Source organism: Couchioplanes caeruleus (assembly GCF_023499255.1).
In the GTDB taxonomy this organism is placed as follows: Bacteria; Actinomycetota; Actinomycetes; order Mycobacteriales; family Micromonosporaceae; genus Actinoplanes; species Actinoplanes caeruleus_A.
Window position 1 is genome coordinate 7361019 of the sequence record NZ_CP092183.1, and the last position, 21528, is coordinate 7382546.

Below are 21528 nucleotides of genomic sequence, written 5' to 3' on the forward strand. Positions count from 1 at the left end.
CGCTCACCATGCCACGGCCGGATCTGTCCGCAGCCGGCTGAACAGCAGGCCGTCGCGCCACTGTCCGGCCCGGAACTCCGCCGCGCGGATCACGCCCTCCAGCTGGAACCCGGCCTTCACCAACGACTTCTGCTCGGCGATGTTCTCCGGCTGGGTGCCGGCCTGGATCCGCTGCACCGGCGTGTGCTCGAACAGGTAGTCGCACATCATCGCCTGGGCCCGCCAGCCGATCCCGCGGCCGCGGAATTCCGGCAGCAGCAGAATGCCGATCTCCCAATGCCGGCTGTTCGGGCCGAATTGTTTCGCGCCCCACGACAGCAGTCCCGCCGTCTCCCCGTCGACGTCGATCATGAGGCGGCCGCCGTCCGCACCGAGATAGCCGTCCTCGGCGAACCGGCGCTCGGGGGCTCGGGCGTTGCTGAATCCGTGCCAATCGTTGCCCACCAGATCACGATCGACGGCCATCCGCCGGAACAGGGGCAAATCGCCTTCCTCGGCCGGCCGCATTTTGATGTCCATCCATTCAGCTTGTCCGAACGGGTCAACCGCATGGGCCATTAGGGGCAATCGATGAACTGCGCACGCGTGATCCTCCGTAGCCCTCGCCGACACCCGAGTCGATCCCAGTCCAAGGAGCACCGTCATGCGTTCCCCGATGCGAACCGCGATCCTCGCCGGCACAGCCGTGGCCGTCGCCGGCGCGGTCACCACCGTCACCCTCAACGCCTCCGCCGCCGAGCAGACCCGGCCCGTCCCGCGGCCGAGCGCCAGCACCACGCCCTCGAAGATCGACCCGCCGGCCGGGCTGCACAAGCTCGGCAGCTACCGCGTGGTGACCGGCACCCAGACGTACACCTGCGCCAACGGCTCGTTCGCCGGCGCGTCGGTGCCCGAGGCCCAGCTGGCCGGCCTGCGCGGCCGGATCCACCACTTCAAGGGACCGAGCTGGCAGTCCGAGCGGGACGGTTCGCTCGTCACCGCCACCAAGGTCGCCGACCTTCCGCGTACGGGGACCATTCCCGAGCTCCTGCTGGAGGTGAACAGCCACACCGGCACGGGGATCCTGTCGAAGGCCGCCTACATCCAGCGGCTGTACACCTCGGGCGGTGTCGCGCCGGCCGGGACCTGCACCGACGGCGAGACCGCGGCCGTGCCGTACAGCGCCGTGTACGTTTTCTGGGGCTGACCGTCATCCGGGGGCGGCGAACGGGGCGCCGCCCTTCTCCCCCATTGATGCCAGGCCCGTGCCGGGACGGTCGACACCGGTCGCGCGCCCGGCCATAGTGCATCCGTCCTCAGTACTCGTCAGACATCGGACGGAGCTTGCTGCGATGCGTACCCCCAAGGTTTTCGTGATCGGCCTGGCACTGGCGGGCGTGGCCGGCCTGGCCGGCTGCGGCACCGCGATGGCCGCCGAGCACTCGCCCGCCTGGGTCGCCGCCTCCCCGTCCGCGTCCTCCAGCCACTCTGCGTCGCCCTCGCCGTCGTCGACCCGTCGCGCGACGCACGCGCCGGCGCACACCTCGTCGCCGTCGTCCTCACCCTCGTCGTCGCCCTCGTCGTCGCCGTCGCCGTCGCACTCCACCCCGGCTTCCCGGCCCGCGCACCGGGCGCACCACGGCGGGCCGGCGGACAGTCTCATGAAGACCGGGCAGAAGGGCGTCGCGCTCACCTTCGACGACGGGCCGGACCCGGCGCAGACGCCGAAGCTGCTCGACCTGCTGAAGAAGCGGCACGTGAAGGCCACGTTCTGCCTGGTCGGCCAGAACGTCGCCGCCCACCCGGCCCTGGTACGCCGGATCGCCGCCGAAGGCCACACCCTCTGCAACCACACCTGGCGGCACAGCCTGACGCTGGGCAAGCGCAAGCCCGCCGCCATCCGCGCCGACCTGCAGCGCACCAACGACGCGATCCGGGCCGCCGTACCCGGGGCCGAGATCAAGTACATGCGCGCGCCGGGCGGCAACTTCACGCCCGCCTTCGTCGCCGCCGCCACCGACCTCGGCATGACCTCCATCTACTGGCAGGTCGACCCGCGCGACTGGGACCACCCGGCCGGCGAGTCCGACGGCGCCCACCGGGCCAAGGTCATCAGGTCGGTCAAGAAGCACGTCAGCCGCGGCGCGATCGTGCTGTCCCACGACTACGCCCAGCCGGACACCATCGCCGCGTACGAGACGCTGATTCCGTGGCTGCAGCGGCGGTACAAGCTCATCGCCCTGCCGTGACCGTGGCGGGCCCGCTTTCCCCGCGGCCGTCTTCGGCAGCGCTTTGTTCGCCCGCGCTCCTCGGCGTCACCTGATTCCGTCCGGCGCTTTTCCGCAGCGCCTGTTCAGCGCGGCGGTTCCTCGCGGCAGCGTGTTTCCGCGGGTCCGCTCATGTGCCGCGGGTAGCTCGTGTTTCCGCGGGGCGGGCCTCAGTGGGACGGCGGGATGACGCGGAGGTGGCCGCGGCGGCCGGTCTGATGGCCCGGGAGCGTGTCGTGCTCCTCGGGGCGCGGCGGCGGGGCCGGACGGGCCGCCTCGCGCACGGCGTCGGCGAGGGCCACCAGGTCGTCCGTCGTGGGCGGCGGGGGCGCGAAGTCGCCGTCGTGGCGCACCAGCTCCCAGCCACGCGGGGCGGTGAGGCTGCGGGCATGCGGTTCGCAGAGGTCGTACGTGTGCGGCTCGGCGAAGGCGGCCAGCGGGCCGACCACGGCCGTGGAGTCGCTGTAGACGTAGGTCAGGGTGGCGACCGCCTGTCGGGGACAGCCGTTGCGGGAGCAGCGCCGTGGGGACCTCACGGCGGCACGTTATCTCTAAGCACGCACGCGCGGGCGACGATGGACCCGCGACACGCCGACCCACAATGCATCACGATTTCGACATGGCGCTCCGACACGCCGCCTCAATGGGGCGAATTCCTCGTGACGAAACGCGGCCGACACAGCCTGACCACGGCGGACGCCGTTTGCGGGCTAGGCTGGCGACGTGACCACCAGCCCCGACCGCCGCCGGACCGGCTCAGAACCGGGCCGGTCCCCGCGCACCGCCGGACCGGGCCGTCCCGCCCGCCGCGATCGGCACGGGCGCGGGCTGCGCGGCCGCCTCGTCCCCGCCACCGTGCCGCTCGCCCGCACGAAGGCCGAGATCTTCGACGACCTCGTCCTCGACACCGTCGAAACCCTCGAGCGGCGGTACGCGAAGGAACTGGCCGGCGTGGAGTTCGCGGTCGAGGACGTGCCGCCGGACCTGAACGTCTACGACTCGGACGTGCTCGAGGACGGCGAGGTGCCGCTCGCCCGGCTCCTCCCGGGCCGGCCCGGACGCCAGGAGCTCCCGCCGCGGATCGTGCTCTACCGCCGGCCGCTGGAATTCCGGGCGATGGACCGCGAGGACCTCGCCGACCTCGTCCACGACGTGATCATCGAACAGGTCGCCAACCTGCTCGGTGTCGACCCCGACGAGCTCTCGTAGGACGCCCCCCGGCGTCCGGCCTCACCCGTCTGCGCTTCCCCGTGCTGGACACCCCCCGGCGTCCGGCCTTTCCCCTGTCGCTCGGACGCCCCCCAGCGTCCGCGCGAGCGGGTCAGGCCACGCGGCGCTTGAGCTTGCGGCGTTCCCGCTCAGAAAGGCCACCCCAGATACCGAAGCGCTCGTCGTGTCCGAGGGCGTACTCGAGGCACTCGGCCTTCACCTCGCACCGGCCACAGATGCGTTTCGCCTCGCGGGTGGAACCGCCCTTCTCCGGGAAGAAAGCCTCCGGATCGGTCTGCGAGCAGAGCGCCCGCTCCTGCCACTCGGGCGCGTCCCCGAGCAGGTCTACCCCTTCTACCTGCGCTTCCATCGGCGTGCCTCCTTCTTGGCGCCGGCAGCGATGCCGACGCTGACCCCCCACGCACGCGGCGTGTTTCTTGCGGGAAATACGCGCTTCGCGACGCCCGTTTCCCGCAACCCCACCGAAATTACACGCGTGTAAGACGTGCGTCGTCAAGCCGAACCTGATAAATAGGCCCGTTTCCTCGAAGCGCCGTCATCGCCTCGCGGTCCCGTTCCTGCCCTATCTCTCAGAGCTGCCGCCAGGTAACGCACAGTCGGCGCGTCGGGTCCAAATTACCCCAATTTGTAACCTCATGACCAGGCGGGTCGGCGACGCTCAGGGTATCGGCAGGGGGACGTGACCGCGCCCACCGTCTCATCCAGGGGACAAGCGGAGGACGGCTGCGGGCCCCTGGCGAAGGCGGCAGGCACCGGCCAAGCGGGACGACACGCCGAGACGACAAGCCCAGACTGCGACGCGGTTACCGGACGGACAGCCCGGGCGCCGAGCCCCCGCCCGGACGCCGAACCAGCCGCCCGGGCCGAGCCGCCCGCCCGGATGCCGAACCAGCCGCCCGGGCCGAGCCACCCGCCCGGACACCGAGCCAGCCGCGGCGCGCGGATCTGCGAAGTGCAGAGTGACGCGCCCCGCCGAGGGGCGAGACGGCGACCGATGGGCGACGCCGACCGGTCACCGGCTGCCGGCGGCTCGGTCGGCTATCGGCGGCCGTAGACGGTGGTGCGTTCGGCTGCCGGGCGGCCCGCCGCCGCGGCCAGTTCCTTCAGCTGGGCCACCGTGCGGGCCGACCCGTGTTCCGAGCCGGCCATCCGCGAGATCGTCTCCTCCATCAGCGTGCCGCCCAGGTCGTTGCAGCCGCCGTTGAGCATCGCGATCGTGCCCTCGTCGCCCAGTTTCACCCACGAGCACTGGATGTTGCCGATCCGGCCGTGCAGCAGGACGCGGGCCATCGCGTGGACGACCCGGTTCTCCCGCCAGGTGGGGCCCGGGCGGGCGATGCCGGCCAGGTAGATGGGCGCGTTGGTGTGGATGAACGGCAGCGCGACGAATTCCGTGAAGCCGCCGGTCACGTCCTGGATGCCGGCGAGGACGCGGAAGTGCCCGAGCCATTGGCGGGGGTGGTCGACGTGGCCGTACATCATCGTGGAGCTGGAGCGGATGCCGACCTGGTGCGCCGTGGTGACCACGTCGATCCAGGTGGACGCCGGGAGTTTGCCCTTGGTGAGGACCCACCGTACGTCGTCGTCGAGGATCTCGGCGGCGGTGCCGGGGATGGTGCCGAGCCCGGCGTCGCGGAGGTCCTCGAGCCATTCGCGGACGGACACGCCCGCCTTGGCCGCGCCCGTGACGATCTCCATGGGCGAGAAGGCGTGGACGTGCATCCCCGGTACGCGGTCCTTCACCGCCCGCACGAGGTCGGCGTACGCGGTGACCGGCATCTTGGGGTCGATGCCGCCCTGCATGCACACCTCGGTGGCACCGTCGCGCCACGCCTCCTCCGCGCGGGCGGCTACCTGCTCGACGGAGAGCCGGTACGCGTCCGCGTCCCGTTCCCGCTGGGCGAAGGCGCAGAAGCGGCACCCGACGTAGCAGACGTTGGAGAAGTTGATGTTGCGGTTGACCACGTACGTGACGTCGTCGCCGTTGACATCCTTGCGCAGGTCGTCGGCGATGCGGGCGAGCTCGTCGAGCGCCGAGCCGTCGGCCTGGAACAGGGCCATCGCCTTGTCCTCGTGCTCGGGCAGGAGCAGCCTGGCCGGATCCTCGGCGGCGAGGCGGAGCCCGGCCAGGACGTCGGTCTCGACGCGCCGGGTGGAACCCGTGGTGATGTGCGCTGCGACCTCGTCCCAGTCGCCGTACACGGAGTCGAAGTCGCCGCGGCGGTCGCCCGTGCGGCCCTCCGTGTCGATGGTCGCGAAGAGGTCGGTGCGGCCGCCCGCGTACGCGTCGTCCGGCTCCTGCCACGGCAGGCCCGCCGGCATCGCGTCCTCGCGGGCCAGGCCGGAGGGGTCCGCCAGCGCCGCCACGTGCGCGGCCAGGCGGGGGTCGAGCCAGCCCTCGCCGCGGCGGACGTACTCGGGGTAGATCGTGAGGCGTTCGCGCAGCTCGAAGCCCGACCTCGCGGACATCTCGCGCAGCGAGTCGATCTGCGGCCAGGGGCGTTCCGGGTTCACGTGGTCCGGGGTGACCGGCGAGACGCCGCCCCAGTCGTCAATGCCGGCGCGCAGCAGGAGGTCGTATTCGCCCGCGATGAGGTTGGGCGGTGCCTGCAGGCGCGCCCGGGGGCCCAGGATCACCCGGGCCACGGCGACCGTCGCCGCCAGCTCGCGCAGCTCCGCGTCGGGCATGCCGCGCATCGCCGTGTCGGGCTTGGCGCGGAAGTTCTGGATGATGACTTCCTGGACGTGCCCGTACTCGCGGGCGGTGCGGCGCATCGCGAAGATGGCGTCGGCGCGCTCCGCGCGGGTCTCGCCGATGCCGATGAGGATGCCGGTGGTGAAGGGCACGCCCACGCGACCGGCGTCGTCGAGGACGCGCAGGCGCACGGCGGGCTCCTTGTCCGGGGAGCCGTAGTGCGGGCCGCCCGGTTCCGACCAGAGCCGCGTCGCGGTGGTCTCCAGCATCATGCCCATGCTGGGCGCGACCGGCTTGAGCCGCTGCAGCTCCGCCCAGCTGAGCACGCCGGGGTTCAGATGCGGCAGCAGGCCGGTCTCCTCCAGCACCGCGATCGCGCAGGCGCGCACGTAGTCGAGGGTCGAGTCGTACCCGCGCTCGTCAAGCCATTGGCGGGCCGCCGGCCAGCGCTCCTCCGGCCGGTCGCCGAGCGTGAACAGCGCCTCCTTGCAGCCCTGCGCCGCGCCTTCCCGGGCGATCGCCAGCACCTCGTCGCGCTCGAGGAACGCGGCGGGCAGCCGGTGCGGGACCGTGGCGAACGTGCAGTAGTGGCACCGGTCCCGGCACAGCCGGGTGAGCGGGATGAAGACCTTCTTCGAGTACGTGACCACGCCCGGCCGGCCGGCCTCCCGCAGGCCGGCGTCCCGGATCGCCCCGGCGGTCGCGAGCAGGTCGTCGAGCAGCGGTCCCTCGGCGGCGAGCAGGGCGGCCGCCTCGTCGGCGTCGATCGCCCGGCCCTCGGCGGCCCGCTTGAGGGCGCGACGGATGCTGGCTTCGGTCGGCGGTGTGTCCACGGCTGCCACCCGTGCAGCCTAGGCCGGAACCAGGCCCCGCCGCCCCCGTGGCGGCCCCGGACGGCAGTGGTCTGGGACACCCTCGCCCGTCTCGCGCGGAGCACGGGGACAGGCGAGCCGCGCCGGGGCTACCGGGGTGGTTCTTCGCCGAGGTTGCGGGTGCGGTCGTCGTCCTCGCGGGCCGGGAACACCTGTGTCGGCTCCGAGAAGGCGCCGGGCTGCGGTGCGCCGGCCGGGGTGGGGCTGCCCGGGTGCGCGACCGCGTGCGGGTTACCGGGCGCCGGGGCGAACGGGCCGGGCGGAGTGGCGGGGGCGCCGCCGGAAGCCGGCTGAGCGGACACCGGCGGGGCGAACGCGGGCGGGGCGAAAGCCGGCGGGGCGGACGCGGGCGGGGCGAAAGCCGGCGGGGCGGACGCGGGCGGGGCGAAAGCCGGCGGGGCGGACGCGGGCGGGGCGAAAGCCGGCGGGGCGGACGCGGGCGGGGCGAAAGCCGGCGGAGCCGAAGCGGGCGGGGGCGGCGTGCCCCAGACCGGTGGCTGTCCCCACCCCTGCGGCTGACCGGGCTGGCCGGGATGCGGCTGGCCCGGCTGCGGCTGGCCGGGGTGGCCCGCCTGGCCCGGCTGGGCAGGGTGGCCCGCCTGGCCGGGCTGGGCGGGGTGGCCGGGCTGGGCGGGGTGGCCCGGCTGGGCGTAACCCGGGGCGGGCGGCGGGAAGCCCGGCTGGCCCCACTGCGGCTGCTGGCCCCACGGCTGCTGCGGCTGGCCGTACATGCCCGGCTGGGGTTGCGGCTTGGGCGTGGTGAAGAGAGCCCGCCAGATCGCGAAGACCGCGTACGCCGCGATCGCGAAGACCGCGAGCCACGCCGTGCGGACCAGGAACTCCTCGAAGGCCACCCGTACGCTGAAACCGGCGAGCTTGACCACCGCGATGAGGAAGCCGAAGACGACCGCGAAGAAGCCGGCGACCGCGTACTCGACGAGCGCCACGACCGTGATCAGCCGCGCGTGCCGGTGCCGGGGCTCGACCATCGTGGCGAGCAGCACCGCCGCGAGCGGCATCGCGATCGTCTCGAGGTTCACGTACCCGTAGAAGCTGTTCTGCACCCGGGTGAGGAAGTCCTGCCCCACCTCGGACGGGACCAGCCGGACGATCGCCACGAAGAGCCAGACGGCGGGGGCGGCGACGAGGGCGTACGCGGCGAGGTCACGCAGCGGCCGGATCACCGGGGCGACCGGGTGGCCGGGCTGGGGCTGCGGCGGCGGTGTGCTGGTCACAGCGCTCTCCTGATCGGCGACGGGGGAAAACGGGTGGAAAGGTCGGCTCACTCTAGTCCGATAGGCGCATCACACCAGCGCCCCGCACGCCGCGGATCGGCGGCGGGTGCGCAAGGATGGTCGGATGCGGATCGTGGTCCTGACCGGGGGGATCGGTGGCGCCCGGTTCCTGGTGGGCGTGCGCGCGTGGGCGCGACGGGTAGGCGCCGACGTCACGGCGGTGGTGAACGTCGGTGACGACGTACGCCTGCACGGCCTGCAGATCTGTCCCGACCTGGACAGCGTCATGTACACGCTGGGCGGCGCCGCCGACCCGGAGCGCGGGTGGGGCCGGGTCGGCGAGACGTGGGTCGTCAAGGAGGAGCTGGCCAGGTACGGCGCGGAGCCCGGCTGGTTCGGCCTCGGCGACAAGGACACCGCCACCCATCTCGTCCGCACCACCATGCTGAACGCGGGCTACCCGTTGTCGCAGGTGACCGCCGCGCTGTGCGAGCGCTGGCAGCCGGGCATCACCATGCTCCCGGCCACCGACGACCGGCTGGAGACCCACGTGGTGGTCGACCTGGACGGGCAGCGGGCCATCCACTTCCAGGAGTGGTGGGTGCGCTACCGCGGTGACGTGCCGACGCACCGGTTCGTCTTCGTGGGCGCGGACAAGGCGAAGCCCGCCGCCGGGGTGCTGGCGGCGATCGCGGCCGCTGACGTGGTGCTCGTGGCCCCCAGCAACCCCGTCGTCAGCATCGCGCCGATTCTCGCCGTACCGGGGCTCAAGGAGGCCGTCGTGGACGGCCCGGCGCCGATCGTGGGGGTTTCACCGATCATCGGCGGGGCACCCGTGCGCGGCATGGCCGACCGCTGCCTCGCCACGCTGGACGTCGAGGTCAGCGCGGCCGCGGTGGGTGCCCTGTACGGCGCCCGCTCGTCCGGAGGGCTCCTCGACGGGTGGCTGGTCGACGAGACCGACGCGCAGGCCGCTGTCCCGGGCGTGCGCACGAAGGCCGTGCCGCTGTGGATGAGCGACGAGGAGGCGACGTCCGCGATGGTCGCTGCGGCGTTGGAGCTGGCGGGGGTGGCATGACCGCCCGCACGGAGCCTCACCCGCGACGGCCGGCGGCGGCCGGGACGGCGAGGGCCAGATGGGCATGCCAGGGAGGCACATCATGACCGCGATGGAGGGCCTGGAGATCCTGCCGGTGCACGGCATCGGCGACGTGACGGCCGGGGACGACCTGGCCGAGCTGATCACCCGGAACGCGCCGTGGCTGCGCGACGGCGACGTGCTCGTGGTGACCAGCAAGATCGTCTCGAAGGCGGAGGGGCGCCTGGTCGAGGTGCCCGCCGACGGCCCGGAGCGCGAGGCCGCCCGCGCGGAGGTCCTCGCGGCGGAGACCCGGCGGGTGGTGGCCCGGCGGGGCGCGACCGCGATCGTGCAGACCCACCACGGTTTCGTGATGGCCGCCGCCGGCATCGACGCGTCCAATGTCGACAAGACGCATCTGGTGCTGCTGCCCGCGTCCCCGGACGACTCGGCCCGTCGGTTGCGCGCCGGCCTGGCGGCCCGTGGCCTGCACGTCGGCGTCATCGTCTCCGACACGATGGGCCGCACGTGGCGCAACGGGCTCACCGACGTCGCGCTGGGCGCGGCCGGGATCGAGCCGTTCCGCGACCACCGGGGCGAGATCGACCCGTACGGCAACGAGCTGCAGCTCACCCAGATGGCCGTGATCGACGAGCTGGCCGCCGCGGGCGAGCTGGTGAAGGGCAAGTGCGACCAGGTGCCGGTCGCGGTGGTGCGCGGTTATCCGGGCGCGGGCGCCGCGGACACCCCCGGCGCGGACGTCCTGCTGCGGGACGCGGCCAGCGACATGTTCTCCTTGGGTACGGCGGAAGCACACGCGGAGGGCCTGCGCGCGGCGGCCACCCTGCCGGAGTCCGCGACGGACGAGCCGGCGAGCGCCGAGGCGGTGCAGCGGGCGATCGCCACGGCCGGCCTCGACGGCACGGTCGCGGTGCCGTCGCCGCAGACGCTGCGGTGCACCGCCCCGGACCCCACGCCCGCCGGGCTGATGCGCTTCGGCGCGGACGTGCAGCGGCTCCGGTCGGCGCTGGCCGCCGAGGGGCTCGTGTCCGCGGTCGCGTACGACGGGACGGGCGCCACCATCGCGGTGTCCGCCGCATGAGCCTCTTCGACGACGCCGCCGGTGTCCTGAGCGGATGGTCGGCCACGTCCGAGGCGGCCGACCTGGCCCGCAAGCGCACGCTGGAGCTGCTCGGCGCGGGCCCGGTGGCGATGACCCGCGCGCACCGGCCGGGCCACGTCACGGCCAGCACGCTGATCGTGGACGAGAACCGCCGCGTGCTGCTCTGCCTGCACGGCCGCCTCGGCATGTGGATGCAGGTCGGCGGCCACTGTGAGCCGGGCGACCCCACGCTCGCGGCGGCCGCGCTGCGCGAGGCGACGGAGGAGTCCGGGATCGACGACCTGCGCCTCGACCCGGACCCGATCGACATGGACGTGCACGCGGTCCGCTGCGCCCCGGCCGACGGGGAGCCGGCCGGTCCGTCCTGGCACTACGACGTCCGCTTCCTCGCGGTCTGCCCGGCGGGCACGGTGGAGCGGATCAGCGAGGAGTCGGCGGACCTGGCCTGGTTCACCGCCGGCGCCCTGCCGACGCCGCTCGCGAGCGGCGTGGAGCAGCAACTGGCGCCGGCGTTCGCCCGGCTTCGATAGCTAGATGTAGCTGATCTCGCCCTTGTCGCGGAGTTCGTCCACGATGGACTTGACCTCCTGGGCGCGGTCGCGCGGGCAGACCAGCACCGCGTCGGGCGTGTCGACCACGATCAGGTCGCGGACGCCCAGCGCCGCGACGAGCCGGCCCGAGTTCGGGACCACGACCAGGTTCTCCGTCTCGCGCAGGATCACGCCCGGCTTCTCGACCTCGTGGTGGCCGACGATCACGTTGCCGGCCGCGTCGGCCGCGAGGACCTCGCCGAGGGTGTGGAAGTCACCGACGTCGTTCCAGCCGAAGTCGCCCGGGACCGTGCCGACCCGGCCGACCGCCGCCGCGCCCTCCATCACCGCGTAGTCCACGGAGATCCGGGGCAGGGTCTGCCAGACCTCACCGAGCACCTCCTCACGGGACGCCGACTCCCACGCCTGCGCGATCCGCGAGATGCCGGCGTGCAGTTGCGGCTGCTGGCGGGCGAGCTCGGCGAGGAACACGTCGACCCGCCACACGAACATGCCGGCGTTCCACAGGTAGTTGCCGGACTTCACGTAGCTCTCGGCCACCTCGTACGAGGGCTTCTCCTTGAACTCCTCGACCGCGAGCACCGCGCCCTCGCCGACCGGGCCGCCGCACTGCACGTAGCCGTACCCGGTCTCCGGGCGCGTCGGGGTGATGCCGAGCGTCATGAGCAGGCCCTGCCGGGCACCCGCCATGGCCTGCTCGATGACCCCGATGAACCGCTCGCCGTCGGCGATGAGGTGGTCCGCCGCGAACGACCCCATGACCGCCTCCGGCTCCCGGCGGGCGATCACGGCCGCGGCCAGGGCGATGGCCGCGCACGAATCGCGCGGCGACGGCTCGACGAGGATGTTCTCCTCCGGTACGGCGGCGAGCTGACGGGACACGGCGGCCGCGTGCGCCACCCCGGTCACCACGTACACCTGGGACGGGTCGGCCAGTGGCAGCAGCCGCTGGACGGTGGCCTGCAGCAGCGAGTCGTCCGTGCCGGTCAGCGGGTGCAGGAACTTCGGGTGACCGGCGCGAGACAGCGGCCAGAGACGAGTACCACTGCCACCTGCGGGGATGACGGCGTAGAGCCCACCCGGATTCTCACTCATGCGCACGGAGTGTAACGAATCGTCAGCCTGCCACGCGGTTCCAGGTCGCGACGTGCACCTCGGCGCTGGACGCCCAGGTGAACTCCTTGGCCCGGTCGAAGCCCGCCTTGGCCAGCGTGAGCCGGCGCGGCTCGTCGTGCAGCAGGTCGGCGAGGTCCTGGGCGATGCGGTCCGGCTCCTCGGTCGTGTACGCGACCGCGTCCCCGCCGACCTCGGGCAGGGAGAGCCGCGGCGTGGTGAGCACCGGCGTGGCGCAGGCCATCGCCTCGAGGATCGGCAGCCCGAAGCCCTCGCCGAACGACGGGTAGCAGGCCACCAGCGCGCCGCCGAGGAAGCCGGGCAGGTCCGCGTACCGCAGGTAGCCGGGGCGCAGCAGGCGCAGGTGCGAGGGCACCTCGGCGACGGCCCGGTCGATGTCGTCGTCGTGGCCCTGCCCGCCCGCGATGACCAGCGCCGGCGGGTGCGGCCAGTCGGCGACCGCCCGGGACCAGCCACGGATCAGGTTGGGCACGTTCTTGCGGGGCTCCTTGGCGCCCAGGAAAGCGACGTAGCCGGTGTCGCCGAGGCCGAGCCGGGCCCGGACGCGGGCCTTCTCCTCGTCGCTGGGCGCGTGGAAGGCGGTGTGGTCGACCCCGTGGTACGCGACGTCGATGTGCGTCGGGTCGGCGTCCAGCAGCCGGATCAGCTCGTCGCGGGTGGCCTTGCTGGGCACGATGACCCGGGCGGCCCGGCGCAGCGACGTCTTGATGGCGCTGCGGAAGAAGGTCCGCTTGGTGTTGTCGTAGTGCTCCGGCTCGGTGAAGAACGTCGCGTCGTGCACGGTGACCGTGACCGGACATCCCGCCCGCAGCGGGCAGGTGTAGAACGGCGAGTGCAGCACCTGCGCGCCGACCTGCTGGGCGAGCAGCGGCAGGCCGGTCTGCTCCCAGGCGAGGCGGGCCGGGCGGTGCTGGACCGCGGCGGGACCCGCGATGACCTCCGCGCCGGCGAGCATCCGGGAGTAACGCTCCGCATCGGAACGCTGGGCCACGACGGCCAGGTCGATGCGGTCGCCGCCGATCGCGGCGAGGGCGCCGAGCAGCCCGTCGACGTATCTCCCGACACCGCCTCGGTCGGCGGGGACGCTCGTGGCGTCGACGAGGACTCGGGGCGGACGACCGGCGGTCACGTGGCAACTCCTCACATCTGTGGGCCAGACCACTGGCAAGGGTACGCCGCTCGATGCCTCCTGTGTCGACCGCGACGCCCGGCGACACCGCTTAGTTACCCGGGCTTTCCCCGGTCGTCCCGGCCCGGCAGCAACCGCTCACTGTCAGTCATCCGACTATCGTCGGTACCGATGACTGAGACGATTCCGGCGGCCCTCGCGGCTGCCGTCCGCCGTGACCCCACCACGCCGCTGCTGACCTGGTACGACGACGCCTCGGGCGACCGTACCGAGCTGTCCGGCGCGACGATGGACAACTGGGTCGCCAAGACGGCCAACCTGCTGGTGGACGGCGCCGGCCTGGGTTCCGGCGACACGGCGGCGGTGCTGCTGCCACCGCACTGGCAGACGGCCGCGGTCCTGTTGGGCGCCTGGGCCGCGGGGCTCGAGGTGTGTACGGGTCCGGCTCCGCAGCCGGCCGACATCCTCTTCGCCTGGCCCGGGACGGTGCAGGCGGCGGACGCCTGGAAGACAGGGGACCGCTACGTGACAGGCCTCCTGCCGCTCGCCATGCCGCTGCGGCCGCTCCCGCCGGGCTTCGCGGACTACACCGTCGAGGTACGCGGCTACGGCGACCGCTTCGTGGCGTACCAGCCGGTCACCGGCGAGGACGTCGCCCTCGACGGCACGGACCACGGCACGATCTCGGGTACGGCGGCGGCGCGCGCGCAGGAACTCGGCATCGGGCCGGCCGCGCGCGTGCTCGTGGACGCCGGAACCCACCCGGACCCGGTCGACTGGCTCCTCGCCCCCCTGTACGCCGGGGCGAGCATCGTGCTCTGCGCCAACCTGGACCGGACGACGCTGGAGAAGCGCGCCGCGGCGGAGAACGTGACGCTGACCCTCGCCTGACGGCCGCTCCCGACCGGCTACGGCCGCGCCGGAGGGGCGCCGGTGTCTTTCTGGGCAGGCCCATCCGAGATGGTCACGCCTTGTCCGTCGTGCACGACGACGCCGGCACGACGGACCGTGACCCGCGCCCGAGACGCGGAGCGGCGTGCCGACCGGCCGATCGTCGGCGGCGGCTGGACGTCCTTCGTGATGGCCACATCCCCACGGGGCCGGGTCACGAGGTAGGCGACGTCCTCGGCGTCGAGCTCGGCGAGCCCGGAACCGTCGTCCGGCGCCCCGGCGCCCCCGGAGCGGCTGTAGGACCGGCGTGCCTGCGCCAGGCTGAAGGCGCCGAACAGGAAGCTGCCGATGCTGGCGCACTGGTCGAGGACGCTCAACGGGCCGCCGGCGAGGGCGAAACCGAGGACGGTCAGCAGAATGCCGGTGCCGGCGAGGAGGATCCAGGTCTTGCCGACCGTACGTCTCACAGTGACCGCCCCCCGAGACCACCCGCGTCGCGCCCCGGCCGATCGGTTCCTCGCATGTCGTCCCGCCCCCTCTGTATCCGTCGTCGTTCCCGGTCGACCTCCGGGTTGTCGAACACCGGCGACGTCGTACGCACGCCGAGCTCCCCGTGGTAGGTGTCCGCGCCGCCCCGCTCCCGATCGGTGCGATCCGCCCCCGGGCCGCTACGAGCCGGCCACGCGTTCGTCCGGGACGGCCCCCGGTCCGTGCGGGACAGGTCCCGGTCGCGCCGCAGGTCGACGAGCCGGTCGTGCAGGCGCGTCCGGTCGAAGCCGGGCCGGCTCAGCTCCACCCGGCTCCTGAGCTCGTTCCCGGCGCCGACCACGGCCACCTCGGCGTCGCGTACCCGGGCCGTGCCGAACAATCCCCGCACGGACGCGTCGTCCACGTCGCCGCGGGCGCCGCGAATGAGGTCCCGGTCGTCGGCGCGCCCGGCGACCGCCAGCGCATGCCTCAGGAACGCCGCCAGGTCACGGTCGGCTTCACGATCCACGAGCTCCGCTGCTCGTACGGCCCTGTCAGCGGTGCGGTCCCGCAGGGTCTTCGCCAGCAGGCCGCAGAGCCTGGCATCGCGCAGCAGCAAGTCCTCGAGCGGCAGCACCGAGATATCGAAGACGACCCGCTTCTCGATGTCGGTACGGGTGCCGTTCCCCAGGTGCACGTAGGCGCAGTCGTACACCTCGACCCGGTGGTGCGCCTTCACCGGCAACCGCTCCTGCGAGCCGTCGGGCCCGGGGCGTCCGAGGATCGCGCGAAGCCGGCGCTGGAACCGGGCCACCGACCCGCCGCGGACCAGGTCGTCCAGCGCCTGGGCGCAGCGTTCCCGCAGGGCGCCGAGGGACAGTTCCACCCGCTTGACCCGCAGGTGTGTGCGGAGGTCGACCGTGACGTCGTCGCCCACCACCACGGTCCGGGAGTCGTGGACCCGTACGGTGCCGGGGCCGCAGATCCGGCCCATGCCGACGACGTTCACCGATGCGCCCAGCATCGCCTGGACCTGCAGGTGGGCCGGTCGCTCCAGCGCAACGGGGAAGGAGCGGTCGCGTGCCGACGGCCGCGTACGGTGGGGCGTCGGCTGAACGGGCCCGACGACACCCGGCACGGGACGCGACGACCTGCGCTCGTCCACCATCGGCACGCCGGCGCTGCGTTCCGGAACAGCCGAGCAGCGCTCCTCGACGAACGGCAGGGACGGGCCCGGTTCCGGACGCGACGACCGCCGCTCGTCGCCCTGCAGACCCTCGGTCAGCACGGACGATCGCCAGGGCGTCACGTCGGCGCCGGCCGGGGCGGACTCGACCACACCCGGCCCGGCGGCCCGGGCCGGGGCCGACGGCGAGGCCGTCGGCCGCCGGAGAGGCTTCGAGGGCGTCCACCGAGCGGAGCGGGACGAGACGGCCATCGCTACTCCACCGACCAGCGCCACGAGGGCGACGCCCACCAGGGGCGGAACCCAGTAGCGCGGACCACCGGTCACGGCCAGCCAGACCACGCCCGGCACGGAGACCACTGCGGCGAGAGCCAGCCGGCGGCGCGCCGTCCGGTCACGGATGCCGGTTGCGGCGAGAGCGATCTGGGCGATGAGGGCGCCCTCCAGGTACGCGCGCCAGGTCACGTCACTCCCGGCCCAGAGCACCACGCCGAGCACGACGAAGCCCATGGACAGGACCGGGCCGGCGCGACGGGTGCCCAGGAGGGCCAGCGCCACCGTCGTCCACAGGGTCCACATCGAGAGGGCGAGGACCGTACCCGCATCCCACCGCGACATAGACCAAGAGTAATCGAAACGTCACAGAAGACGAGGGCCTGCTCAGCGACGCTGGGCGTACTCCTCGAAGGCCGTCAGCGACTCCGGGTTGGCCAGCGCACCCTTCGCCGCCGCCTGGTCGGCCGGTGTGCCGGTGAGGATGCGCTTCACCGGGACCTCGAGCTTCTTCGCCGACAGGGTGCGCGGGACCGCCCGTACCTGATGGATCTCGTCGGGGACGTGCCGCGGCGACAGCGCGGCACGCAGCTCGGCCCGGATGCGGCCGCGCAGCGCGTCGTCGAGCTCGAGGCCCTCGGCGAGCACCACGAACAGCAGCAGCTCGTCCGCCTCGTCGAGGTGGACGACGACCGAGTCGGCGATCTCCGGGATCGCCTCGACCACCGAGTAGAACTCGGCGGTGCCGAGCCGCACGCCGCCGCGGTTCAGGGTGGCGTCGGAACGGCCGGTGATCACGCAGGTGCCGTCCTCGCCGACCGTGATCCAGTCGCCGTGCCGCCACACGCCGGGGAAGACGTCGAAGTAGGCCTCGAAGTAGCGGCGGCCGTCCGGGTCGTTCCAGAAGCCCACCGGCATGCTCGGCATCGGCGCGGTGATGACCAGCTCGCCGAGCTGCCCGATGAGCGGTTTGCCCTGCGGGTCGTACGCCTCCACCCGCGCGCCCAGCGCCCGGCACGAGATGACGCCCTCGACCACCGGCAGCAGCGGCGCGCCGCCGACGAAGCCGGTGCACACGTCGGTGCCGCCGGACAGCGACTGGAGCTGCGGCTTCTCCCCCAGCGCCTCGTAGACCCAGCGGAAGCCCTCGGGGGGCAGCGGCGCGCCCGTCGAGCCCACGCCGCGGATCACGTTCGGTGGCGGCTGCACCCCGGCCTTGCGGCACGCCAGGATGAACGGTGCGGACGTACCGAAGAAGGTGACCTGCGCGTCGGCGGCGAGCCGCCAGAGCGCGCCCAGGTCGGGGTGCCCGGGGTTGCCGTCGAACAGCACGATCGCCGCGCCGACCGCCGGGCCCGAGGCCAGGAAGTTCCACATCATCCAGCCGGTCGTGGTGAACCAGAAGAACCGGTCGCCGGGGCCGAGGTCGTGGTGCAGCGCGAGCATCTTGACGTGCTCGAGCAGGATGCCGCCGTGGCCGTGCACGATCGGCTTGGGCAGGCCCGTGGTGCCGGAGGAGTAGAGCACGTAGAGCGGGTGGGCGAACGGCACCGCGGCGAACGTCAGCGGGTCGTCGCCGTCGAGCGTGTCCCAGTCGCCCTCGCTGCCCAGGTACGGGATCGTGATGACGCGTTCGACGCTGGGCAGCGCCTCGCGGATGGCCGCCACCTCGGCGCTGCGGTCGATCGCCTTGTCGCCGTAGCGGTAGCCGTCGACCGCGACCAGCACCTTCGGCTCGATCTGGGTCCAGCGGTCGATGACGCTGCGCACGCCGAACTCCGGCGCGCACGACGAGAAGACGGCGCCGAGGCTCGCCGTCGCCAGCATGAGGACGTACGTCTCCGGGATGTTCGGCGCATACGCCGCGACCCGGTCCCCGGTGGTGACGCCGAGCCGGCGCAGCCCGGCGGCGACCCGCCGGACCCGGTCGCGCAGCTGCCGGGCGGTGAGCGTGACCGGCTCCCGGGTCTGGGAGTACGCGATGACGACCGGGTCCTCGTCGCCGAGGCCGGGCATCCGCAGAACGTGCTCGGCGTAGTTCAGCGTCGCCCCGGGGAACCACGTGGCCCCCGGCATCGCCGTGTCGCCGAGGACCGCGGTCGGCGCGGCGTGGGCGACCACCTCGAAGTAGTCCCAGATCGCCTGCCAGAACCCGGTCATGTCGGTGACGGACCACTCCCACAGCCCGGCGTAGTCGCGCACGTCGACGCCGCGCTCGGCGCGCAGCCAGGTCAGGAACCGGCCCATCCTGGAGGTCTCCAGGACGTCCGCCGGCGGCGTCCACAGCACTGTGCCCGTCGTCATGCGCACACCTTAACGCTCATTCAGCGTGGCCCGCCCGGGCCATCTGGATCGCCTTCCTGCGGGCCAGGCGGTGCTCGCGGCGGATGATCGCCTCGCGGAAGCGCCGCTGGTCGTCGGGCGTCTCCGGCAGCACCGGCGGGACCGCGCGCGGATGCCCGGAGACGTCCACCCCGACGAACACCAGGTAGGCGGTGGCCACCGTGATCGGATCGCCGCCGGCGGTGTCCCACCGCTCCGCGGTCAGCCGTACGCCCACCTCCATCGAGGTGCTGCCGGTCCAGTTGACCTGCGCGTACGCGTGCACGAGGTCGCCCACCCGCACCGGCTCCACGAACACGATCTCGTCGATCGCGGCGGTCACCGCGGTCCCGCCGCTGTGCCGGGCGGCCGCCGCGCCGGCCACGTCGTCGACGAACTTCATCAGCACGCCGCCGTGCACGGTGCCGTACAGGTTGACGTCGACCGCGCTCATGATCCGGCTCAACGTGACACGCGAGTGCGAGGTCGGCCGTCCCGACGGGTGGTCAGTCATGCCCGATACGTTAATTCCTCCTGGTTGCCGCCCCCGGGTACGGTCCGGACGTGCGACATCTCCGGTCGATCCTGTACGCCCTCGTGCTGGCGCCCGCGACGTGGATCCTCTGCGGGGTCGGGTTCGACCAGGACCTCACCGGGCGGGCCCGCGACAACGGCGGCCCCGAGTCGCTGGGCGGGCTGCTGCTGCTCCTGCTGGCCGGGGCGGCGTACGCGATCCTGCTCTTCGCCCCCGTCTCCCCCGCCGGACCGCTCGTCGCCGGCCTGGCCTTCCTCGGCATCGGCGCCTGGGCGCGAGTAGCCCCCGACTCGTACGCCGCCATCTGGCCGGCGGAGGTCACCAAGGACGGCTTCAACGTCAGCACCCCCGGGTACGGCCTAGCGCTCCTGCTCGCCGTCCCCCTGCTGTGCACGGCGCTGAGCGCCCGCCGCTGGGCCGGGTACGAGCCGCCGCAGGTGGTCTTCATCGGCACGCTCGGCCGCGCCCGCGGGTCCGCCGCGGCACCGGGCACCCCGATGGCGTCCGAACGCACCGCGGTCTTCGGCACCGCGGCGGGCGACGAGGACGAGAAGACGACGCTGCTGTCCGGGCTGTTCCCGCCGCTCAACCAGGACCCGCACGCCGAGGCGCCCACGCAGGACGTCGCGAAGTCGGAGGAGCCGACGCGGGACGTCGCGAAGTCGGAACAGCCGACGCGCGACGTCGCGAAGTCGGAGGACGTCACGACCGTCATCTCCGCGCCCGGCGCGGCGGACGGCGAGAAGACGCAGGTGATCGGGCCGGCGGAGGTGCCCGGCGACCGGACGCAGGTGCTCAGCCGGGTCGCCGATCCAGGGCCCGGCGAGGCGCCGTCCATTGGCGCCGAGGAGCGGCCCGACCCGGGTCAGGACCCGACCACGCGGCTGACACCCGTACCCCCGGCTCCTCCGGCTCCCGCCCGCGGGCGGGGCACCACCGTGGCCAACCTGGAACGCCCGGCCGACGAGGCCGCCGACGACACCCGGCCCATCTCCCTGCCGGCGCAGCGCCGTCCGGAAGAGGACGAGGCCACCCGCCGGCTGTAGCTTCGGAGGCGTGCTCGCACCGCTCGCGATCTTCGCCGCCGGTTTCTGGGCCGGCATGATCAACGTGGTGGTGGGCTCGGGCACCCTGGTCACGTTCCCGACGCTCGTGCTGTTCGGCTACCCGCCGCTGGTCGCCAACGTCTCCAACAACATCGGCCTGGTGGGCGGCGGCATCACCGGCACCTGGGGCTACCGCCGCGAACTCACCGGCCAGGCCGGCCGCCTCCGACAGCTCCTGCCCGCGTCGTGCCTGGGCGGGCTCACCGGGGCGCTGCTCCTGCTCGTGCTGCCGGCGTCGGCGTTCCGGGCCGTCGTGCCCGTGCTCATCGCGCTCGGCCTGCTCATGGTGGTGGCCGGCCCGGCCCTGCAACGCCGGGCGGCCGCCCGCCGCGCCCGGCCCGTCACGACACCCGTTCCGTACGCCGAGAGCCCGGCGACCCCCACCCCGTCCCGCGCCCGGAACACCGCGCTGATCATCGGCACGTTCCTGCTCGGCATCTACGGCGGCTACTTCGGCGCTGCCCAGGGCGTCCTGATCATCGGCCTGATGAGCGTCCTGACCGCGGAATCGCTGCAGTCCATCACGGGCCTGAAGAACGTGCTGACCACGGCCGTCAACGCGCTGGCCGCCGTCACGTTCATGCTGGTCGCCTGGCATTCGGTCGACTGGGCGGCGGTCGCCCTGATCGCGGCGGGGGCGACGCTGGGCGGAGTTGCGGGGGCACGCTTCGGGCGGCGGCTGCCACCCGCCCTGATGCGTGCGCTGATCGTCCTGATCGGGCTGGTCGCGATCGCCCGCCTGCTCTTCTTCCCCTGACGTCAGACCGTCGGCAGGTGGTCCCGGGGAGCCGTCTGCAGCAGCCACGCGAGCGGCATCTGCGCTTCCTTCTCATAGGCTCCGCCCGGCCCCAGCCGATAGAGGGTCACGGTGAGCGCGGCGTCGCGGGCGACCGTCCAGTACTGCGGGATGCCGGCCCTTGCATACTCCTCCACCTTGGCGACCTGATCGATCGCCTCCGACCCCCGCGACACGATCTCGACGGCCAACAGCAGGTCGGTGACGGAGAGCCACACCGCGCGCTCCTGGGGCTTCGCCCACACGGAGAGGTCCGGGATCCGGCCGCCATCGCCGTCGGGCCCGGGGATGCGGACCCCGGCCACCTGCATCAGCTGATCCACAGGCACGCCCGCCGTGATGAGCCAGGCCATGAGACGAGTGGCGATGACGGCGTGCTCGCTGTCAGGGGGCGGCACGACGGAAAGAACTCCCTCAGGACTCGTCTCATATCGACGGCCATGCGTATCGGCGGAGATCATGGCTGCCAGGTCGTCGAGCGTGATGACGGCCGGCATGTATCGCCCCACGGCCTCTGCGCTCATGGCAGCATCCTACTTCTCTCGGACCTGGAGGAAAGCCGGTCGGCGAGCCCTGTGGACAACGCTGATGCTGTCCACAGGGAGACATCGGCACCCGGACACGGGGCCGATCGTTGATAGGCTGCGGACGATGAACG

General features: G+C 73.1%; 21 protein-coding genes. 9 read left to right on the forward strand and 12 right to left on the reverse strand.

The window, feature by feature from the left end:
- Positions 1-3: 3 nt before the first annotated feature.
- Positions 4-558 carry a GNAT family N-acetyltransferase gene (locus tag COUCH_RS33940; protein ID WP_249609246.1) on the reverse strand — a complete coding sequence of 185 codons (555 nt, stop codon included), beginning with the start codon at positions 556-558 and terminating at the stop codon, positions 4-6.
- Positions 559-643: 85 nt separating this feature from the next.
- Between COUCH_RS33940 and COUCH_RS33945 the strand changes: the two genes are divergently transcribed.
- Both COUCH_RS33945 and COUCH_RS33950 read left to right on the forward strand, forming a co-directional pair.
- Positions 644-1186 carry a DUF3455 domain-containing protein gene (locus COUCH_RS33945; RefSeq protein ID WP_249609247.1) on the forward strand — a complete coding sequence of 181 codons (543 nt, stop codon included), beginning with the start codon at positions 644-646 and terminating at the stop codon, positions 1184-1186.
- A 145-nt stretch (positions 1187-1331) separates the two neighbouring features.
- Positions 1332-2228, forward strand: coding sequence for a polysaccharide deacetylase family protein (locus COUCH_RS33950; protein ID WP_249609248.1), 897 nt, complete (start codon positions 1332-1334; stop codon positions 2226-2228).
- Between the two features lie 188 nt (positions 2229-2416).
- On the opposite strand, the gene COUCH_RS33955 is transcribed toward COUCH_RS33950, so the two are convergent.
- Positions 2417-2782 carry a DUF3499 domain-containing protein gene (locus COUCH_RS33955; RefSeq protein ID WP_199515652.1) on the reverse strand — a complete coding sequence of 122 codons (366 nt, stop codon included), beginning with the start codon at positions 2780-2782 and terminating at the stop codon, positions 2417-2419.
- 187 nt (positions 2783-2969) lie between these two features.
- On the opposite strand from COUCH_RS33955, the gene COUCH_RS33960 reads away from it, so the two are divergent.
- Positions 2970-3455, forward strand: coding sequence for a metallopeptidase family protein (locus COUCH_RS33960; RefSeq protein ID WP_372443852.1), 486 nt, complete (start codon positions 2970-2972; stop codon positions 3453-3455).
- 112 nt (positions 3456-3567) lie between these two features.
- Here the strand turns inward: COUCH_RS33960 and COUCH_RS33965 are convergent, their stop codons facing one another.
- From COUCH_RS33965 to COUCH_RS33975, 3 genes are all read right to left on the reverse strand, one after another.
- Positions 3568-3825, reverse strand: coding sequence for a WhiB family transcriptional regulator (locus tag COUCH_RS33965; RefSeq protein ID WP_014688021.1), 258 nt, complete (start codon positions 3823-3825; stop codon positions 3568-3570).
- 689 nt (positions 3826-4514) lie between these two features.
- Complete coding sequence (locus COUCH_RS33970) at positions 4515-7004, reverse strand: bifunctional FO biosynthesis protein CofGH (RefSeq protein WP_249613896.1); 2490 nt, start codon at positions 7002-7004, stop codon at positions 4515-4517.
- Positions 7005-7132: 128 nt separating this feature from the next.
- Positions 7133-8278 (reverse strand): hypothetical protein, encoded by a 1146-nt coding sequence (locus tag COUCH_RS33975; RefSeq protein ID WP_249609249.1) that lies wholly within the window; start codon positions 8276-8278, stop codon positions 7133-7135.
- A 124-nt stretch (positions 8279-8402) separates the two neighbouring features.
- On the opposite strand from COUCH_RS33975, the gene cofD reads away from it, so the two are divergent.
- From cofD to COUCH_RS33990, 3 genes are all read left to right on the forward strand, one after another.
- Entirely contained in the window at positions 8403-9356 is a 954-nt protein-coding gene (cofD, locus tag COUCH_RS33980) for a 2-phospho-L-lactate transferase (RefSeq protein WP_249609250.1), read from the forward strand.
- Positions 9357-9447: 91 nt separating this feature from the next.
- Entirely contained in the window at positions 9448-10458 is a 1011-nt protein-coding gene (locus COUCH_RS33985; protein ID WP_249613897.1) for a coenzyme F420-0:L-glutamate ligase, read from the forward strand.
- Positions 10455-11009 (forward strand): NUDIX hydrolase, encoded by a 555-nt coding sequence (locus tag COUCH_RS33990; protein ID WP_249609251.1) that lies wholly within the window; start codon positions 10455-10457, stop codon positions 11007-11009. The genes COUCH_RS33985 and COUCH_RS33990 overlap by 4 nt, the downstream gene beginning before the upstream one ends.
- On the opposite strand, the gene COUCH_RS33995 is transcribed toward COUCH_RS33990, so the two are convergent.
- Both COUCH_RS33995 and COUCH_RS34000 read right to left on the reverse strand, forming a co-directional pair.
- Positions 11010-12125, reverse strand: a complete 1116-nt coding sequence (locus COUCH_RS33995; RefSeq protein WP_249609252.1) for a mannose-1-phosphate guanylyltransferase — start codon at positions 12123-12125, stop codon at positions 11010-11012.
- Positions 12126-12147: 22 nt separating this feature from the next.
- A complete protein-coding gene (locus COUCH_RS34000; RefSeq protein ID WP_249609253.1) occupies positions 12148-13293 on the reverse strand; it encodes a glycosyltransferase family 4 protein in 1146 nt (381 codons plus the stop codon).
- 171 nt (positions 13294-13464) lie between these two features.
- Between COUCH_RS34000 and COUCH_RS34005 the strand changes: the two genes are divergently transcribed.
- Positions 13465-14184 carry a TIGR03089 family protein gene (locus COUCH_RS34005; RefSeq protein WP_249609254.1) on the forward strand — a complete coding sequence of 240 codons (720 nt, stop codon included), beginning with the start codon at positions 13465-13467 and terminating at the stop codon, positions 14182-14184.
- Positions 14185-14201: 17 nt separating this feature from the next.
- Here COUCH_RS34005 and COUCH_RS34010 read toward each other — a convergent pair whose 3' ends face one another.
- Genes COUCH_RS34010 through COUCH_RS34025 form a run of 4 tightly spaced genes read right to left on the reverse strand, consistent with a single transcriptional unit; the run spans position 14202 to position 18947 of the window.
- Complete coding sequence (locus tag COUCH_RS34010; protein ID WP_249609255.1) at positions 14202-14651, reverse strand: hypothetical protein; 450 nt, start codon at positions 14649-14651, stop codon at positions 14202-14204.
- Positions 14648-16456, reverse strand: coding sequence for a hypothetical protein (locus tag COUCH_RS34015; protein WP_249609256.1), 1809 nt, complete (start codon positions 16454-16456; stop codon positions 14648-14650). The genes COUCH_RS34010 and COUCH_RS34015 overlap by 4 nt, the downstream gene beginning before the upstream one ends.
- A 42-nt stretch (positions 16457-16498) precedes the next feature.
- Positions 16499-18415, reverse strand: a complete 1917-nt coding sequence (locus COUCH_RS34020) for an acetoacetate--CoA ligase (RefSeq protein ID WP_249609257.1) — start codon at positions 18413-18415, stop codon at positions 16499-16501.
- A 16-nt stretch (positions 18416-18431) separates the two neighbouring features.
- Complete coding sequence (locus COUCH_RS34025) at positions 18432-18947, reverse strand: acyl-CoA thioesterase (protein WP_249609258.1); 516 nt, start codon at positions 18945-18947, stop codon at positions 18432-18434.
- 50 nt (positions 18948-18997) lie between these two features.
- Between COUCH_RS34025 and COUCH_RS34030 the strand changes: the two genes are divergently transcribed.
- Positions 18998-20014, forward strand: a complete 1017-nt coding sequence (locus tag COUCH_RS34030; protein WP_249609259.1) for a hypothetical protein — start codon at positions 18998-19000, stop codon at positions 20012-20014.
- 10 nt (positions 20015-20024) lie between these two features.
- Positions 20025-20831, forward strand: a complete 807-nt coding sequence (locus COUCH_RS34035; protein WP_249609260.1) for a sulfite exporter TauE/SafE family protein — start codon at positions 20025-20027, stop codon at positions 20829-20831.
- 2 nt (positions 20832-20833) lie between these two features.
- On the opposite strand, the gene COUCH_RS34040 is transcribed toward COUCH_RS34035, so the two are convergent.
- Positions 20834-21394 (reverse strand): Uma2 family endonuclease, encoded by a 561-nt coding sequence (locus tag COUCH_RS34040; RefSeq protein WP_249609261.1) that lies wholly within the window; start codon positions 21392-21394, stop codon positions 20834-20836.
- Positions 21395-21528: the final 134 nt, after the last annotated feature.

Coding starts and splice junctions, on each gene's coding strand:
- COUCH_RS34040 (WP_249609261.1), bottom strand. CDS start 21,394: ATGAGCGCAGAGGCCGTGGGGCGATACATGCCGGCCGTCATCACGCTC.
- COUCH_RS33950 (WP_249609248.1), top strand. CDS start 1,332: ATGCGTACCCCCAAGGTTTTCGTGATCGGCCTGGCACTGGCGGGCGTG.
- COUCH_RS33945 (WP_249609247.1), top strand. CDS start 644: ATGCGTTCCCCGATGCGAACCGCGATCCTCGCCGGCACAGCCGTGGCC.
- COUCH_RS34025 (WP_249609258.1), bottom strand. CDS start 18,947: ATGACTGACCACCCGTCGGGACGGCCGACCTCGCACTCGCGTGTCACG.
- COUCH_RS33985 (WP_249613897.1), top strand. CDS start 9,448: ATGGAGGGCCTGGAGATCCTGCCGGTGCACGGCATCGGCGACGTGACG.
- COUCH_RS33965 (WP_014688021.1), bottom strand. CDS start 3,825: ATGGAAGCGCAGGTAGAAGGGGTAGACCTGCTCGGGGACGCGCCCGAG.
- COUCH_RS33995 (WP_249609252.1), bottom strand. CDS start 12,125: ATGAGTGAGAATCCGGGTGGGCTCTACGCCGTCATCCCCGCAGGTGGC.
- COUCH_RS34005 (WP_249609254.1), top strand. CDS start 13,465: ATGACTGAGACGATTCCGGCGGCCCTCGCGGCTGCCGTCCGCCGTGAC.
- cofD (WP_249609250.1), top strand. CDS start 8,403: ATGCGGATCGTGGTCCTGACCGGGGGGATCGGTGGCGCCCGGTTCCTG.
- COUCH_RS33940 (WP_249609246.1), bottom strand. CDS start 558: ATGGCCCATGCGGTTGACCCGTTCGGACAAGCTGAATGGATGGACATC.
- COUCH_RS34015 (WP_249609256.1), bottom strand. CDS start 16,456: ATGTCGCGGTGGGATGCGGGTACGGTCCTCGCCCTCTCGATGTGGACC.
- COUCH_RS34020 (WP_249609257.1), bottom strand. CDS start 18,415: ATGACGACGGGCACAGTGCTGTGGACGCCGCCGGCGGACGTCCTGGAG.
- COUCH_RS33990 (WP_249609251.1), top strand. CDS start 10,455: ATGAGCCTCTTCGACGACGCCGCCGGTGTCCTGAGCGGATGGTCGGCC.